We start from the raw sequence: 14,921 nt of genomic DNA on the forward strand, positions 1-14,921 counted from the left end.
CGGTTACCGGCTACTCCGCGACAGCGGTACGCGGCATTCTCAATGTTCTGCAGTCGCACGAGGAGGCCACTCAGACCACCGACCGGACGCACAGCCTGACCGCCAAGGGCCTCGACGCGTTGGGGGTGAGGTAGGCCGTGGCGTGGAATGCGAAGTACAACGGGCATCTGGACTGCTCGAAGTGTGGGAAGCCGATCGTGGCCGGCCAACGGGTCGAGTTCGTGTGGATCGAGGGCAAACGCCGTATCGATCACGTCCACGAGGTCGGCGCATCGAAGAAAGCTCGGAAATGGAACAACGGCCACTGGGAGCACAAGACGGTGCAGGCCCGCATCGACCGCCGGAAGCGACAGAAACCCTCGATCGAGAGTGAGACACCATGACCGCTTCCCGCAAGCTCTACGAGCACCTGAGGGCCGGTCTCGACACACTGAGCGCCGAGCAACGCGAGCAGATCCGACTCGATCCCGGCACGAGCGCGCACGAGGTCGATGACCGAGTCGAATTCGTCGCTGCAGGGATCACGTACGCGACGGTGGACCGATCGTTCTTCGACGCCGAGGTCGAGTGGATCGAGTTCGTGGACGCTCACACCGAATAGGTCGACACCAGGGGTACCGAGATCCATGGCACGAGTCTGGACCCCGGTACCCCAGGGGGGTATTCTGCTCGGTAGCAAGGTTCGTTCGGTGCCCCGGCTAGTGGGTGTTCGATCCTCGCGAGCAAGAGTCCGCACTTCCGGTCCACGGGGATCCGCTGAGCGACGAAATGCGTTGTAGGACCAGCAGGCCCGGCATTCTACGCCCGGTCTATCCTCCGCATATCTAGGACAATCCCATGAGCAGCAACACCATTCAGCGTCACGGCTTTGCCGGTACCGAGATCCGATCTCAGAACGGCGACGGTCGCACTCTCGACATTCTCGCAGTTCGATTCGGCGTGGAAGACGAGATCGGCTCCGTTGCCGACGGTTACGGGTTCTACGAGACGTTCGATCGGAACTCGTTCGACGAAACGATCCGGCGCAACGGACCCTCGAAGATCCGGCTACTCGGACACCACGACATGAGATCCAACCCGGTCGGGGTGCTCACCGAAGCATGGACCGACGCCCAAGGTGTCCACGTCACGGCGAGGTTGTCCGACACCACCCAAGGGCGCGATATCGCCACTCTGGTGGCTGACGGCGCTCTCACGGACGTATCAATCGGCTTCCGAGATGTGAAGTCGAAGTGGACCGATCACAACCGGCGCGTGCTACGGCAAGAAGTGGCCTGGCGTGAACTTTCGATAGTGAATCTCGGTGCGCTGGCCGACGCCAAGATCCTGGCCTCACGCTCACAGGAAACTCGCACACTCTCAGCCGAAGCGGCACAACGTCGTTTACGGCTACTCGATCTCTAATTCCGAAGGAACACAATGAACATCAAAGACATGAACCGCGAGGCGCTGACCAAGTTCATCGCCGAATCGCGTACCGAACTGACCGAACTCGCAACACGGGGTGACGATCTCGTCGGAGAAGATGCCGAGCGTTTCGACACCCTCGAAGCTCAGCACAAGGAGGCCCGCGAGCACCTGGCCAAGATCGAAGGCCGCATGGAAGCGCTCAAGCAGTTCGGGGCCACCCCGGCACATACCGACGACGCTCCCGTCCGAGAGACCCAGGACACCAACGAACTTCGCGGCAAGCTCACTCTGGCCAAGGGTGAATCGCTCCGCGCCTGGGAGGCTCAGAACGGCCACATCGAAGGCCGCGCAACGAACCTCTCGCTCGACAAGCTCTTGCGGGGCATGGCTTCTGGCCGCTGGGAGGGTAGTGAGGCCGAGCGCGCTCTCGTGACCACCAACTCCACCGCGATCGTGCCGACACCCCTCGGTAGCGAAGTAATCGACCTGGCGCGTGCTCAGGCGGTCGTACTGAAGGCCGGCGCGACTGTTGTGCCGATGACCACGAAGACCCTCCGAGTCCCGCGTCTGACCGGTGAGGGTGCACCAGCTTTCTATGCCGAGGGTGCGCAGCGGACCGCTCAAGACCTGCAATTCGACAGTGTGACCCTCGACGCCAAGACGTTCGATCGGCTCATCCTGATCTCGAAGGAACTGCTCGAAGACTCCAATCCCGATATCGGGTCGGTCATCTCGGACGCCTTCGCCGCTCAGTACGCGGTAGGGATCGACAAATTCACCCTGTTCGGTGATGGCCAAGGCGCTAATCCGCTGGGGCTGGTGAACGTTCCCGAGGTGCCCAAGATAAACCACGGGGCCAACGGGACCGCGGTTACCAACTGGGACTGGCTGATCCAGGCTCAGGGAAATGTGCTCTCGGAGAACTTCAATCCGACCGCGCATATCGGATCACCGCGTACGGCAACGTCTCTGGCACTGCTGAAGAACAGCCAGGGGGACTACCTCGCACCGCCCGCGAATCTGTCACCGGGACTCGTATCCTCCGTCGTACCGAACAACGTGCTGCAGGGCACCAACTCGGATACGAGCTATCTGATCACGGGCGATTTCGCTCAGCTGTACATCGGTCTGCGGTCGGAGTTCACGATCAAGGTGCTCTCGGAGCGCTACGCAGATACCGGGCAGGTTGCATTCCTGGCCAGCTCGCGTTGGGACGTGGCAGTCGCTCAGCCGAAGGCATTCCAGGTCGATCTCGGGTTGCGCGCGTAATGATCATCGGCGGTAATGGCGGGGGTATCGACTGGCTCGCATCCGAGTGGAGTCGGGAACTTCAGTTGGTCGATGTCGAGCTGGGCGAAACTCTCCGTGAGGGTATTCCAGTCTCGCAATGGCGCTCACTGCCCGACAGCCCCACCGCCGAGCCGGACAAACTGCAGCAGTAGGTAGTACAATCGAGATACCCAGGGCGCAAGGGACTTACGGTCTACGCGGACTTTTGCCCTTGCGCCCTGGGACTCCGGATTTCTCTCAGTTCTATTGCGGGGCTGAGAGGTCGAGCTGCCCGCGTGGTGCTCGATAGGCCCCTGTCCGAGGATTCGGTTCACCACCGAGTTCGTGCCAAGGCGTCGGTAGCGCTGAAGCACCAGAGGGCCAACACTTCCCGTCGTTCGATGCGGATCCTCCGGCGGGATCAAGGACACCCCGTGTCGAGCGCATCAGGTTCAGTCTCCGGCCTTGATTTGCTCCGCGGGGTGTTCTTGTATCACCAGCGCTCGAAACGCTGCCACAGACCGACTGAGAGCCGAGAATCATGATCCACATCGTCACAGGCCCGCCAGCGAGCGGAAAGAGCACATGGGTTGCTGAGAACGCCAGGCCCGGTGTCGATCTGATCATCGACTTCGACGTACTCGCAGATGCATTCGGCGCGGGTGGATCTCGAACGTACGACCAAGGTTTTGCTCGAATGGTCCAAGCCTCACGACGCGCTGCGGTGGATTATGTACTCAAGTCCGATCACTGGCAGGGGATGAGCCTCGACGCTTACATCATCCACACACAGCCGAACGAGCAGCAGCGCCAACGGTATTCAGAAGCGCATGCTCAGATTCACATCATCGACCCTGGCGAAGAAACTGTGATGCAGAGGATCGAGGCCGAGAGGCCGGCGCATTTGAAAGACGTTGCCCTGGATTACTACTACCCCGAGCGCAGAGCAATCAGGCGGGCACAGAAGAAAGCCGAGGAGGCTACTCAGTGGGTCTACACCAGCGATGGGCGGCGTGTTCCATTGAGGCCCCGCACCTCACGCCGCTGGGGCTAGACCATCCAAGCGGTGCGGGGCCACACGCTCTGAAGGTTGGCCACGCTGCACCAGTCGACTGACCATCCTTCGATGTGCACCAACGTTGGCCTGCGCTTGCATGAGTAGTTGGCATTGAGTAGCTGGCACGCCACGAGTGTGACCAACGTGTATGTGTACCAACACATCACAACTGTGTTTAGTGTCAGTGTCAGCAGTCGTGGTGCCAGCCAGACGAGCAGCGCAGCCGTGAGAGCCACGCCAGCCACGACGTAGACCACCATCACCCTTGCTAGCCAACGTGATGTGAGCTGAAGAAGTCCTGTGTTCCACAGTCTCGCAACGATGTTCGTTGGTTCCTCTGTGTCGTTCGTGTCGGTGTCGTCGATGTCGTCGATGGTCGGTGCCGCTGGAGTGGTGGGTGCTGGCAGTAGTGGACTGCCCCCGAATCCGATGTCCGCGTACATATCTGGTGCCTGCCGATCCTGTGCTGTGAATGGGTTCGCTCGATCCCATAGCTCCACATTGACACAGCTCGAATCCCCTTGTCCAGCAAGGTGCCTCAGGAATGATCATGCATCATCCTGCAAGGGTATGCGGAGGCCGGCTGGGGTAGGGGGGATACCGTCCGACCGTTCAGGGGGCCCGGCTGACCCCGCCCACGGTCAGCCGGATCTCTCTCTGCGGAATTTTACCCCCTCTGACCAGGCGTTTTGTGGCTCTGACCAGGTGCGATATGGGTTTTTGAGATTTTTCTGTATCGGACCCCTCGATCTGAGGGCAAAACTGCGTCGAAGTCTACCTCGATTCGTCCCAAGCAGTACAGGCGTACTGCATAATCATGCACTGGAAATCTCGCCAGCGCGCACCGCAGATCTCCGGTATCCTGGCGCACGGAGATTGGTTTCTCCGGTTCTGTTGATGAATACACCGTGCGCCTCGCTCCCGCACAACGAAAGCCCCGACGCCGCTCGTTCCGGTGCCGGGGCTTTCGTGCGTCTGCACTCAGCAGAGAGTGAGGCCCTTGTCGATCATCGGGCCGAGGTCGACTTTGACGCCGGGAAAGTCCGAGTCTTTCCAGATCGGCGTCACGTCCTCGAATGCGCCTGCCGACTTGGCTGGTCCGTTGAGCGCGTACATCGTGCGGTCGGTAGTGAAGGTGACTCGGTCGGGCGCGGCGCACATCAGAACACCCTCTGTTGCCGTGAACGGCCAGTCACCGGTCCATGTGGACTCCGAGACCGATCCTGCAGGCTGGTTGCGCGCCGTGGGCTCTGCGGTGGTTGACGGCGCTACAGCTGGTGCCGTGGTCGATGTGATCGGCGCAGCGCGAACCGTGGTTTCCGGGGTCGGTGCCGCACTGTCTCCCGAGTCCGAACAACCCGCCAGTGCCAGCACCACCAGAGCCGATCCCGCTATCCACTTACCCCGCATTGCATACCCCCGTGCCGTTGCCGATGATCATCGGACCATACGGCAGAGCACCGCCGACCTGCTGCACGTACAGCAACCTCAAGGGAACGAGGAGGGAACGATCCTGGCAAACATGGACTCTGACCAGCGCAAACGTGGTGCCCCCGGCAGGATTCGAACCTGCGACCAAGGGATTAGAAGGCCCTTGCTCTATCCCCTGAGCTACGGAGGCTGGCACGTGCGGGCGGACCCGCTCGAGCACGGTTGACGAGTGTACCTTTCCGTATGAGTCGCCCGTGCAGGCATGGGTTGGACGACCACCGAGCGGCGTCGAAGGAGGGTTCTGTGGACGACATCTTCGACGAGGCGCTTCGCGTGTGGCAGTCCGGCGAGGTCGCAGCGGCGGCAACGGTGATCCGCACGTTCGATTCGGCACCGCGCCCGGTCGGTGCGGCCATGGTGGTCGGCTCGGACGGCGCAGTTGCCGGTTCGGTATCGGGCGGCTGCGTCGAAGGTGCGGTCTACGAACTTGCGCAGGACGTCATGCACACCGGGTCTCCGGTACTCACCCGATACGGGGTGTCCGACGACGATGCTTTCGCGGTCGGGCTCACCTGTGGTGGAACGCTGGACGTGTTCGTCCAAGCATTCTCGCGCCGCAGCTTCCCGGAATTCGAGGCCGTCGTCGAGAACATCAGAGACAACGTCCCGGTGGCGGTGGCGACCGTGGTTGCGCACGCCGATCCGAACCGGCTCGGTCGACGGATTGTCGTAGGAGAATCGGGCACCCGGGGTTCGCTCGGCAGCGCGCGTGCCGACGCTGCCGTCGCCGACGACGCGACAGGGCTTCTGGCAGCCGGTCGTTCGGCCGTTCTGGCGTACGGACCCGACGGTCAGCGCCGAGGCGAGGGAATGGAGGTGTTCGTCTCCAGCCACGCGCCGCCGCCCCGAATGTTGGTGTTCGGTGCGATCGATTTTGCGGCCGCGGTGGCGCAGCAGGGCACCTTCCTCGGCTACCGCGTCACGGTGTGCGATGCACGTGCGGTGTTCGCCACCCCGCAGCGGTTTCCCGCCGCCGAGCAAGTCGTCGTCGCGTGGCCGCACGACTACCTTTCCCAGCAGTGGTCAGCGGGCGAGCTGGACGAGCGCACCGTCGTCTGTGTGCTGACCCACGACCCCAAATTCGATGTGCCACTGCTCGAGGTGGCGTTGCGCATTCCGGTGCTGGCGTTCGTGGGTGCGATGGGCTCGCGCCGTACCCACGACGATCGAACGGCTCGGTTGCGGGCGGCGGGGTTGACCGAGATCGAACTCTCCAGGTTGGCCAGTCCGATCGGTCTCGACCTCGGCGCGCGGACACCGCAGGAGACGGCCGTGTCGATCGCGGCGGAGATCATCGCCCATCGCTGGGGCGGTAGCGGCGAACCCCTGCGTTCTCGACACGGTCGGATCCATCACGACTCGACCGAGGGTCCTCGCGAGGCCGAGTACGACGCTGTGTAGGACTCGCGTTTCGGGTACTGCCGATCACCTCTTACTCTGGTGGTATGGCAACACCGGATCTCGACAAGACCGACCCCTCGACCGCTGAACTCCCAGCGGACGATGTCGAGGCGAGTATGTCCGAGACGGACGCAGACGCGACGGACGGCGACGCGACGGCCGGAGATCCGCGTTCGGCCACGACGACCGTGTTCGTGACCGCCGCCGTCATCGCGGGGGTGGTCGCCGCTCTCATCGTCATGCTGTCCGCCTCCGATGCGCTGGTGCTGCTCGGAATCCCGGATCCGGGCCCCGCGACCACCTACGGTCTGCCCGCGTTGCGGGCGATCGGTGAGATCGCCGCCGTCATCGCCGTCGGATCGTTTCTGCTGGCAGCGTTTCTCGTACCGCCGCAGAAGAACGGGGTGCTCGACGTCGACGGTTACCGCGCGGTGCGTACCGGTTCGGTAGCGTCGATCGTCTGGGCCGTCTGTGCGCTGATCCTGGTGCCCCTGACGTTGTCCGATACATCCGGGCAGCCGTTTGCGGAAGCCATCAAGCCGGCGAATCTCTGGATCGCGCTCGACCAAGTGGAGATCGCCAGCGCGTGGCGCTGGACCGCCATCATGGCCGTCGTGCTGGCCATCGCCGCACGGACGGTATTGCGGTGGACCTGGACACCCGCACTGCTCGCATTCTCGTTGGCCACCCTGCTGCCCCTCGCGTTGAGCGGCCACTCCTCGGCAGGTGGGTCGCACGACGTCGCGACGAACAGCCTGATCCTGCACCTCGGGGCCGCGTCGTTGTGGGCGGGCGGACTGTTCGCGTTGCTGGCGCACGCCCGCAGGGGAGGTGCACACACGGACGTTGCAGCGCGCCGCTTCTCGACCATCGCCGGCGTCTGCTTCGTCGTCATGGGAATCAGCGGGGTTCTCAACGCGTTGGTCCGGGTGTCGATCGGCGATCTGTTCACCACCACTTACGGACTGCTGATCATCGGCAAGATCAGTGCGCTGATCGTGCTGGGCGGGTTCGGCTGGATGCAGCGTCGCCGGGCCCTGCCCGCGCTGATGGCAGACCCCACGGCGCGCGGGGCCTTGCTCCGGTTCGCCGGTGCCGAGGTACTCGTCCTCGCGGCGACCGTGGGCCTGGCGGTCGGACTGGGACGCACACCGCCGCCGGCCGAGATCGACCCCAATCTCACGCCGACCGAAGCGGCACTCGGCTACAACCTGAGCGGGCCGCCGACGTTCGCCCGAATAGCACTGGACTGGCGTTTCGATCTGATCTTCGGCACCGCGGCCATCGTCATGGCTGTGCTGTACGTGATCGGCGTGCGTCGGTTGCGTCGGCGCGGCGACGCGTGGCCGGTCGGCCGCACTGTCGCCTGGCTCGCCGGCTGCCTCACGCTGCTGATCAGCACGTCCTCGGGCATCGGCCGCTACTCCACGGCTGTGTTCAGCGTGCACATGAGCGGCCACATGCTGCTCTCGATGCTCGCACCCGTGCTCCTGGCTCTCGGCGGGGCACTGACGCTGGCACTGCGGGTTCTGCCCGCGGCGGGCAAGAACGGCGTCCCCGGTATGCGGGAGTGGTTGTTGATCGGACTGCACAGTCGACTCTCGCAGTTCCTGACGCATCCGCTCGTCGCCGCAGCGATCTTCGTCGGCGGCTTCTATGCGCTGTATCTCGGCGGGATCTTCGGGGCCGTGCTGGACAGCCACGGCGCGCACCTGCTGATGAATCTGCACTTCCTGCTCAGCGGCTACCTGTTCTACTGGACCGTCATCGGCGTCGATCCGTCTCCGCGCAAGATCGCGCCGGTCACGAAGTTGGCGGTGGTGTTCGGTTCGCTGCCGTTCCACGCGTTCTTCGGGGTGGCGTTGATGAGCATGAACACGGTCATGGGTGCCTGGTATTACCGGACGCTCGGGCTGGACTGGAACTCCGACCTGCTCGGAGATCAGAAGCTCGGCGGTGGAATCGCATGGGCCACCGGTGAAATTCCGTTGGTACTCGTCATGCTGTCGCTGCTGATCCAGTGGTCACGCAGCGATGATCGGGATGCCCGGCGCGGTGACCGCGCCGCAGACCTCGACCACGACGCTGACTTGGCCGCCCACAACGCGATGTTCGCTGAACTCGCTCGGCGCGATCGGCCAGGCGGGCAGTGATAGATCCGGGTCAGTCGCTGTCGGCGATCTTGCCGAGCAGTCGGTTCAGCTCGACGCGTTCGTGCGGCTCGAGGTCGTCGAACATCTCGGAGGACACCTGACGACGCGCCTCGTCGATTCGGTCCAGTAACGCGCGGCCGGTATCGGTCAGCTCCACCAGGACCGCTCGGCGATCGTTCGGATCCTGCTGCCGCGTCACCAGATGTGCTGCCTCGAGCGAGTCGACGATGTCGGTGGCAGATCGCGCAACTATGCGTAGGTGCTCGGCGAGATCTCGCAGCCGCACCGAATCGTGTTCGCGTGCCAGAACGTGCAGGGCTCGGCTCTGGGAAGGATTGAGTCCGAACGGTTCCAATGCAGTCATGTGGCTGCGTCGGATTTTTCGGGCGACGGCCATGAACTTCTCGCTCAGGTTGGGCGAGTGTCCGGTATCCATGTCACGGATCATAGCGAGCCTTGCTGACAACCTCATAGTGAGGTAACCTCTGCATATTACTTCAGCTAGCACGGAGGTCTACTTGGAAAGCCGACCCGAACGTTCTCTCATCGTGTCCGATCCAGCACCCGCACGTCGCGTCCTCGCTCTCTTCACGCCCTATCGACGCAAGATCGCTGTCGTCAGCGCGATCATCGTTGCGAGCGCGATCATCGCGCTCGCGTCTCCTTTGCTTCTTCGCGAACTTCTCGACCATGCGATCCCCGATCGCGACGTCACGCTCGTCAGCCTCATCGCACTCGGCATGATCGCAGTTGCAGTGGTCACCAGCGCTCTCGGCGTCGTACAGACCTGGATGTCCAACGGCGTCGGCCAGCAACTCATGCACGATCTGCGCGTACAGGTCTACTCGCACCTGCAGCGGCAGTCGCTCGGATTCTTCGCCCGCACGCGCACCGGTGAAGTCCAATCGCGCATCGCCAACGACATCGGCGGCATGCAATCCGTCGTCACCAACACCGCGACGTCCATCGCGCAGAACGCGACGACGGTCGCCGCGACGGTCGTGGCCCTCTTCCTGCTCGACTGGAAGCTCGCCACGTTCTCGTTGGTCATCCTGCCCGTCTTCGTCAGAGTCGCACGCCGCATCGGTGACGAGCGTCGCAAGATTTCGACCAAACGGCAGAAGTTGCTCAGCGACCTGTCGGTGCAGATCGAGGAATCTCTTTCTGTCAGCGGCATTCTGCTGGGCAAGACCACCGGCTCGACTCACGCATTGACCGAGAAGTTCGCCGACCGATCCCACGAAGTCGCCGGTGTCGAACTCGCGGCGATGATGGCAGGCAAGTGGCGAATGGCCACGATCCAGATGAGCTTCGCCGTGATGCCTGCTTTGGTGTACTGGTTCGCCGGCATCACGATCGGTCAGGGGAGCGCACTGACGATCGGTACCTTGGTCGCGTTCACCGCACTGCAGACCCAATTGTTCCGGCCCACCATGCAATTGCTCAATACCGGTGTAGAGGTGCAGGCCTCGCTCGCCTTGTTCGGCCGAGTCTTCGAGTACCTCGATCTGCCCATCGACGTAGCCGAGCCCGCCCATCCGGTGCCGCTGCTCCGCGAGGCCGTCCACGGCGACGTCGCCTTCCGAGGCGTCGATTTCACCTACGCCGCAGCCACCGTGCCGACGCTGAGCGCGATCGATCTCGAGGTGCCGGCAGGCAGCACTCTCGCACTCGTCGGCGCTACCGGATCCGGTAAAACGACACTGGGCTACCTCGCTGCGCGGCTGCATGATCCGACATCCGGGTCGGTGACCATCGACGGCATCGACCTGCGCGAGATGTCCTCCGAGAACATCGCCGACCTGGTCGGGGTCGTCTCCCAAGAGACATATCTCTTCCACGCGACCATCAGGGAAAATTTGCGATTCGCCAAGCCCGATGCCACCGACGACGAGATCGTCGCGGCGGCGCGGACGGCGCAGATCCACGATTTCATCGACGGCCTCGACGACGGATACGACACGATGGTCGGCGAGCGTGGCTACCGGTTCTCCGGCGGTGAGAAGCAGCGGATCGCGATCGCCAGAACCGTACTGCGCAACCCTCCGATTCTGGTACTCGACGAAGCGACCAGTGCGCTCGACAACCGCACCGAACGTGCAGTTCAAACTGCGCTCGACGGTTTGATGGAAGGGCGAACGACCATCCTCATCGCGCATCGGCTGTCCACAGTGCGCGCCGCGGACCGTATCGCCGTACTGGACCACGGGGTCGTGCGTGAGGTCGGAAGTCACGAGTCCCTGTTGGAAAGTGACGGCATGTACGCCCAATTGGTCCGAGCCGCAGACGATGTCGTGGACGCTGTTGCAGTGTGAGTAGGGTCGCTGTATGACGAAGGTCCGATGATCCCGTTGCGCACCATCGCGGGCCGCATCGAGTGCGAGACCGAGATCAAGAAGTCGAGGTTTGTCGCGGTCGTCGATCGCGCGGCCACCGAAGCAGAGGCGAGGGCGGTGATCGAGTCCGCGCGCAAGGCCGATCCTGCTGCCGGGCATCACTGTTCGGCGTTCATCGTCGATTCCTCAGGGGACGATCCTTTCACCGACCGCGCCGGCGAGGCCCAGGAGTGGAGCCTGCGGCACGACCATCTGGATCCGGCGAAGCGGGAGTGGAGCCTGCGGAACGATCGTCTGGATCCGGCGAAGCAGGAGTGGAGCCTGCGGAACGACGCGACGAACCGCATCGAGCGATCCAATGACGACGGCGAACCCAGTGGCACTGCGGGCATGCCGATGTTGGAGGTGCTGCGCGGACATCACATCACCAACGTCGTGGCAGTGGTCAGTCGATACTTCGGTGGCACCAAGCTCGGTACCGGAGGGCTGGCTCGCGCGTACGGCGGCGCGGTGAACGAGGCGCTCTCGCAGTCGACGTTCCTCACTCGAGAGCGGCGCGACATCATGACGGTCGAACTGGACCACGTCGACGCAGGTCGCGTGGAATCGGAGTTGCGCGGTCGCGGAGTCGTCGTCTTGGACGCCTCCTACCTGTCGTGCGCGGTTCTGACTGTCGCGGTCGCAGACGCCGATTCGACTGTGGCGCTGGTTGCTTCGCTCACTGCCGGGCGTGTGGTGCCGGTGCACACCGGACATATGTACGCCGAAGTTCCCGAGTAGCACACCCGTCCGACATTCTCGGTGCCAACAGGCCCCGATTCGGGTCCTTCGTCCACAGGGCGAGCGGTTGTCCACATTTTCCGAACCCGGACACCACGGACGTTCTCGGTGTAGCAGTGTCGATCTCGATCGCAATCACGCGACAGAAATCGAGGGGGAAGACATCATGTACGAAGCACAATGCGCCGTCGTCGGCACGGTCATCACCAACCCGGTCAAGCGCTCCACACCCACCGGCGACGAGGTTCTCAGCTTCCGGATGGCCAGCAACGCGCGACGCCAGGACCGCGCCACCGGCGAGTGGACCGACGGCGGCACCCTGTACCTGACGGTCACGTGTTGGCGTCGGCTGGTTCGCGGCGTCGGAGCATCGCTGATGAAGGGCGACCCGATCATCGCCTACGGGCAACTGCGCACCAACGAGTACACCAACCGTGACGGTATCGAACGCGCCGATCTGGAAATGCGGGCCAGTGCCGTCGGACCGGACCTCTCGCGTTGCAACGTCTCGATCCATCGGACGAAAGCGGCGACATCGGAGGCGGCACCCGAGATGGACTCGGACGGCGACACGGGCGTGACAGAGCTTCCCGACAGTGGCGAGGAGTCGATCGAGGACGGCGATCGGATCGACGGCGACGGCGACGTCCGCGAGTCGATCCTCGCCTGACCGGCTGCCTGCATCGGCCGTCTGTGCTGCATCGGAACCCGTAACCGAGCACGGACGGCGGATGTGGGCGCTGCGCCTTCTCGGGCGATGGTGTTCGGACGCGCTCGCACCGATAAGCTGGGCCGCATGGCTGAATTCATTTACACCATGAAGAAGGTGCGCAAGGCGCACGGCGACAAAGTCATCCTCGACGACGTGACGATGAGCTTCTATCCAGGAGCGAAGATCGGCGTCGTCGGCCCCAACGGCGCCGGCAAGTCCAGCATCCTCAAGATCATGGCGGGAATCGATCAGCCCGGAAACGGTGAGGCATTCCTCGCGCCCGGCGCATCGGTCGGCATCCTCATGCAGGAACCGGTTCTCGACGACGCCAAGACTGTGCGGGAGAACGTCGAGGACGGTCTCGGTGAAACGATGGTCCAGCTCAAGCGCTACAACGAGATTGCCGAGCTGATGGCCACCGATTACTCCGACGAGCTCATGGAGGAGATGGGCGAACTGCAGGAAAAGCTCGACCATGCCGACGCATGGGAGATCGACTCGCAGCTCGAGCAGGCGATGGACGCGCTCCGTTGCCCGCCGCCCGAGTCCTCCGTCACCAACCTCTCCGGTGGTGAGAAGCGTCGCGTGGCCCTGTGCAAGTTGCTGCTGAGCAAGCCTGACCTGCTGCTGCTCGACGAGCCCACCAACCACCTCGACGCCGAGAGTGTGCTGTGGCTCGAGCAGCACCTGGCCGCCTACGCCGGTGCAATTCTTGCCGTGACCCACGACCGGTACTTCCTCGACCACGTCGCGCAGTGGATCGCCGAAGTCGACCGCGGACACCTCTACCCGTACGAGGGCAACTACTCCACCTACTTGGAGAAGAAGGCCGAGCGCCTCGAGGTCTCGGGCAAGAAGGACCAGAAGCTGCAGAAGAGGCTCAAGGACGAGCTGGCCTGGGTGCGCTCCGGTGCCAAAGCGCGTCAGGCCAAGAGCAAGTCTCGTCTGGCTCGCTACGACGAGATGGTTGCCGAGGCCGAGAAGACCAGGAAGCTCGACTTCGACGAGATCCAGATCCCGAACCCGCCTCGGTTGGGCGATGTCGTGGTCGAGGTCAAGAGCCTGGACAAGGGCTTCGACGGCCGCGTATTGATCAAGGACCTGTCGTTCACGTTGCCCCGCAACGGCATCGTCGGCGTCATCGGCCCCAACGGTGTCGGTAAGACGACGCTCTTCAAGACCATCGTCGGACTCGAGGAGCCGGACGGCGGCGAGGTCAAGATCGGTCAGACCGTCAAGCTCAGCTACGTCGACCAGAACCGCTCGGGAATCGACTCGAAGAAAACGGTGTGGGAAACGGTTTCCGACGGACTCGATTTCATCACCGTCGGCAGTTCCGAGTTCCCGTCCCGTGCCTACATCAGCTCGTTCGGATTCAAGGGCCACGATCAGCAGAAGCCCGCCGGGGTGCTCTCCGGTGGTGAGCGGAACCGCCTGAACCTGGCGATGACGCTCAAGCAGGGTGGCAATCTGATCCTGCTCGACGAACCGACCAACGACCTCGACGTCGAAACGCTCGGATCGCTCGAGAATGCGCTCGAAGAATTCCCCGGTTGTGCCGTGGTCATCTCGCACGACCGGTGGTTCCTCGACCGCACCTGCACGCACATCCTGGCGTGGGAAGGCGGCTTCGGCGACAACGAGGCAGCCTGGTACTGGTACGAGGGCAACTTCGAGGGCTACGAGGCCAACAAGGTCGAGCGTCTCGGGCCCGACGCAGCACGTCCTCATCGCGTCACACACCGGAAGCTGACCAGAGACTGACATGTCGGGAAAAACCTTCACCTGCACACTCGGGGTGCGGTGGGGAGATTCCGACCGCCTCGGTCACGTCAACAACACCCGATTCGTCGAATACCTCCAGGAAGGTCGCGTTCAGTTCCTGGACGCGGTCCTCGGGGGTCCCGGAGTGGAGCCTGCGGAACGACCGTCTGGTTCCGGCGAAGCCGGAGTGGAGCCTGCGGAACGACCGTCTGGTTCCGGCGAAGCCGGAGCGCGTGGCGCAACTGTGGTCCGGAAACTCACCATCGAGTTTCTGCATCCGATTGTCGACGACTCGGGTCCGTTGACGATCGATCTGTGGATCACCTCGATCGGAAGCACCTCGTACGGTGTCCAGCACGTGGTCACCGACCGCGAAGGAACTGTCTGCGCGAGGGCCGAGGCGCTGATGGTCGCCTTCGATCTCGCAACCTCCTCGTCTCGCCCTCTGCTCGAGGACGAGCGTCGCCTCCTTTCCGAGTATCTCCACGGCGAGTAGTTCGGACGCGCTGGGTCGGCGAGGTCACTGCGGTAACCGGGTGTTCGACACT

At 63.3% G+C, this 14,921-nt stretch carries 14 protein-coding genes and 1 tRNA gene; 12 read left to right on the top strand and 3 right to left on the bottom strand.

What is annotated here, in order from left to right:
* Nucleotides 1–137: 137 nt before the first annotated feature.
* The 5 genes from RHODMAR_RS13170 to RHODMAR_RS13190 all read left to right on the top strand — a co-directional run bounded on the left by RHODMAR_RS13170 (nt 138) and on the right by RHODMAR_RS13190 (nt 3,733).
* Nucleotides 138–383: a hypothetical protein gene (locus RHODMAR_RS13170; RefSeq protein WP_008715301.1), complete on the top strand. Its 246-nt coding sequence runs from the start codon at nt 138–140 to the stop codon at nt 381–383.
* Complete coding sequence (locus RHODMAR_RS13175; RefSeq protein ID WP_008715302.1) at nt 380–601, top strand: hypothetical protein; 222 nt, start codon at nt 380–382, stop codon at nt 599–601. The genes RHODMAR_RS13170 and RHODMAR_RS13175 overlap by 4 nt, the downstream gene beginning before the upstream one ends.
* A gap of 236 nt (nt 602–837) precedes the next feature.
* Nucleotides 838–1,404 (top strand): HK97 family phage prohead protease, encoded by a 567-nt coding sequence (locus RHODMAR_RS27015; RefSeq protein WP_008715303.1) that lies wholly within the window; start codon nt 838–840, stop codon nt 1,402–1,404.
* Between the two features lie 15 nt (nt 1,405–1,419).
* Nucleotides 1,420–2,679 (top strand): phage major capsid protein, encoded by a 1,260-nt coding sequence (locus RHODMAR_RS13185; RefSeq protein ID WP_008715304.1) that lies wholly within the window; start codon nt 1,420–1,422, stop codon nt 2,677–2,679.
* Between the two features lie 541 nt (nt 2,680–3,220).
* A complete protein-coding gene (locus RHODMAR_RS13190; RefSeq protein ID WP_008715306.1) occupies nt 3,221–3,733 on the top strand; it encodes a hypothetical protein in 513 nt (170 codons plus the stop codon).
* 984 nt (nt 3,734–4,717) lie between these two features.
* On the opposite strand, the gene RHODMAR_RS13200 is transcribed toward RHODMAR_RS13190, so the two are convergent.
* Together RHODMAR_RS13200 and RHODMAR_RS13205 are read right to left on the bottom strand one after the other, a co-directional pair.
* Nucleotides 4,718–5,146 (bottom strand): DUF2511 domain-containing protein, encoded by a 429-nt coding sequence (locus tag RHODMAR_RS13200; RefSeq protein WP_042939083.1) that lies wholly within the window; start codon nt 5,144–5,146, stop codon nt 4,718–4,720.
* A 135-nt stretch (nt 5,147–5,281) separates the two neighbouring features.
* Nucleotides 5,282–5,357: transfer RNA gene (locus RHODMAR_RS13205), tRNA-Arg, on the bottom strand.
* 113 nt (nt 5,358–5,470) lie between these two features.
* Between RHODMAR_RS13205 and RHODMAR_RS13210 the strand changes: the two genes are divergently transcribed.
* Both RHODMAR_RS13210 and RHODMAR_RS13215 read left to right on the top strand, forming a co-directional pair.
* Nucleotides 5,471–6,628 carry an XdhC family protein gene (locus RHODMAR_RS13210; RefSeq protein WP_008715309.1) on the top strand — a complete coding sequence of 386 codons (1,158 nt, stop codon included), beginning with the start codon at nt 5,471–5,473 and terminating at the stop codon, nt 6,626–6,628.
* A 239-nt stretch (nt 6,629–6,867) separates the two neighbouring features.
* Nucleotides 6,868–8,781 (top strand): cytochrome c oxidase assembly protein, encoded by a 1,914-nt coding sequence (locus RHODMAR_RS13215; protein ID WP_442970052.1) that lies wholly within the window; start codon nt 6,868–6,870, stop codon nt 8,779–8,781.
* A gap of 10 nt (nt 8,782–8,791) precedes the next feature.
* Here RHODMAR_RS13215 and RHODMAR_RS13220 read toward each other — a convergent pair whose 3' ends face one another.
* A complete protein-coding gene (locus RHODMAR_RS13220) occupies nt 8,792–9,217 on the bottom strand; it encodes a MarR family winged helix-turn-helix transcriptional regulator (RefSeq protein WP_051048014.1) in 426 nt (141 codons plus the stop codon).
* 112 nt (nt 9,218–9,329) lie between these two features.
* Between RHODMAR_RS13220 and RHODMAR_RS13225 the strand changes: the two genes are divergently transcribed.
* From RHODMAR_RS13225 to RHODMAR_RS13245, 5 genes are all read left to right on the top strand, one after another.
* On the top strand, nt 9,330–11,096 hold the full coding sequence (locus tag RHODMAR_RS13225; protein ID WP_042939087.1) for an ABC transporter ATP-binding protein: 1,767 nt from the start codon (nt 9,330–9,332) through the stop codon (nt 11,094–11,096).
* A gap of 27 nt (nt 11,097–11,123) precedes the next feature.
* Nucleotides 11,124–11,897, top strand: a complete 774-nt coding sequence (locus RHODMAR_RS27020; RefSeq protein WP_008715313.1) for an IMPACT family protein — start codon at nt 11,124–11,126, stop codon at nt 11,895–11,897.
* A 166-nt stretch (nt 11,898–12,063) separates the two neighbouring features.
* Nucleotides 12,064–12,567, top strand: a complete 504-nt coding sequence (locus RHODMAR_RS13235) for a single-stranded DNA-binding protein (protein ID WP_008715314.1) — start codon at nt 12,064–12,066, stop codon at nt 12,565–12,567.
* A 126-nt stretch (nt 12,568–12,693) separates the two neighbouring features.
* Entirely contained in the window at nt 12,694–14,373 is a 1,680-nt protein-coding gene (gene ettA / locus RHODMAR_RS13240) for an energy-dependent translational throttle protein EttA (RefSeq protein WP_042939109.1), read from the top strand.
* A 1-nt stretch (nt 14,374) separates the two neighbouring features.
* Nucleotides 14,375–14,869, top strand: coding sequence for an acyl-CoA thioesterase (locus RHODMAR_RS13245; protein WP_008715316.1), 495 nt, complete (start codon nt 14,375–14,377; stop codon nt 14,867–14,869).
* Nucleotides 14,870–14,921 lie beyond the last annotated feature (52 nt).

The organism is Rhodococcus sp. AW25M09 (assembly GCF_000333955.1).
Taxonomy (GTDB): Bacteria; Actinomycetota; Actinomycetes; order Mycobacteriales; family Mycobacteriaceae; genus Rhodococcoides.

Excerpts from the sequence above, each read along its gene's own strand:
- RHODMAR_RS13175 (WP_008715302.1), top strand. The coding sequence starts at position 380 with ATGACCGCTTCCCGCAAGCTCTACGAGCACCTGAGGGCCGGTCTCGAC.
- ettA (WP_042939109.1), top strand. The coding sequence starts at position 12,694 with ATGGCTGAATTCATTTACACCATGAAGAAGGTGCGCAAGGCGCACGGC.
- RHODMAR_RS27020 (WP_008715313.1), top strand. The coding sequence starts at position 11,124 with ATGATCCCGTTGCGCACCATCGCGGGCCGCATCGAGTGCGAGACCGAG.
- RHODMAR_RS13245 (WP_008715316.1), top strand. The coding sequence starts at position 14,375 with ATGTCGGGAAAAACCTTCACCTGCACACTCGGGGTGCGGTGGGGAGAT.
- RHODMAR_RS13200 (WP_042939083.1), bottom strand. The coding sequence starts at position 5,146 with ATGCGGGGTAAGTGGATAGCGGGATCGGCTCTGGTGGTGCTGGCACTG.
- RHODMAR_RS13215 (WP_442970052.1), top strand. The coding sequence starts at position 6,868 with ATGCTGTCCGCCTCCGATGCGCTGGTGCTGCTCGGAATCCCGGATCCG.
- RHODMAR_RS13190 (WP_008715306.1), top strand. The coding sequence starts at position 3,221 with ATGATCCACATCGTCACAGGCCCGCCAGCGAGCGGAAAGAGCACATGG.
- RHODMAR_RS13220 (WP_051048014.1), bottom strand. The coding sequence starts at position 9,217 with ATGGATACCGGACACTCGCCCAACCTGAGCGAGAAGTTCATGGCCGTC.
- RHODMAR_RS13235 (WP_008715314.1), top strand. The coding sequence starts at position 12,064 with ATGTACGAAGCACAATGCGCCGTCGTCGGCACGGTCATCACCAACCCG.
- RHODMAR_RS27015 (WP_008715303.1), top strand. The coding sequence starts at position 838 with ATGAGCAGCAACACCATTCAGCGTCACGGCTTTGCCGGTACCGAGATC.
- RHODMAR_RS13185 (WP_008715304.1), top strand. The coding sequence starts at position 1,420 with ATGAACATCAAAGACATGAACCGCGAGGCGCTGACCAAGTTCATCGCC.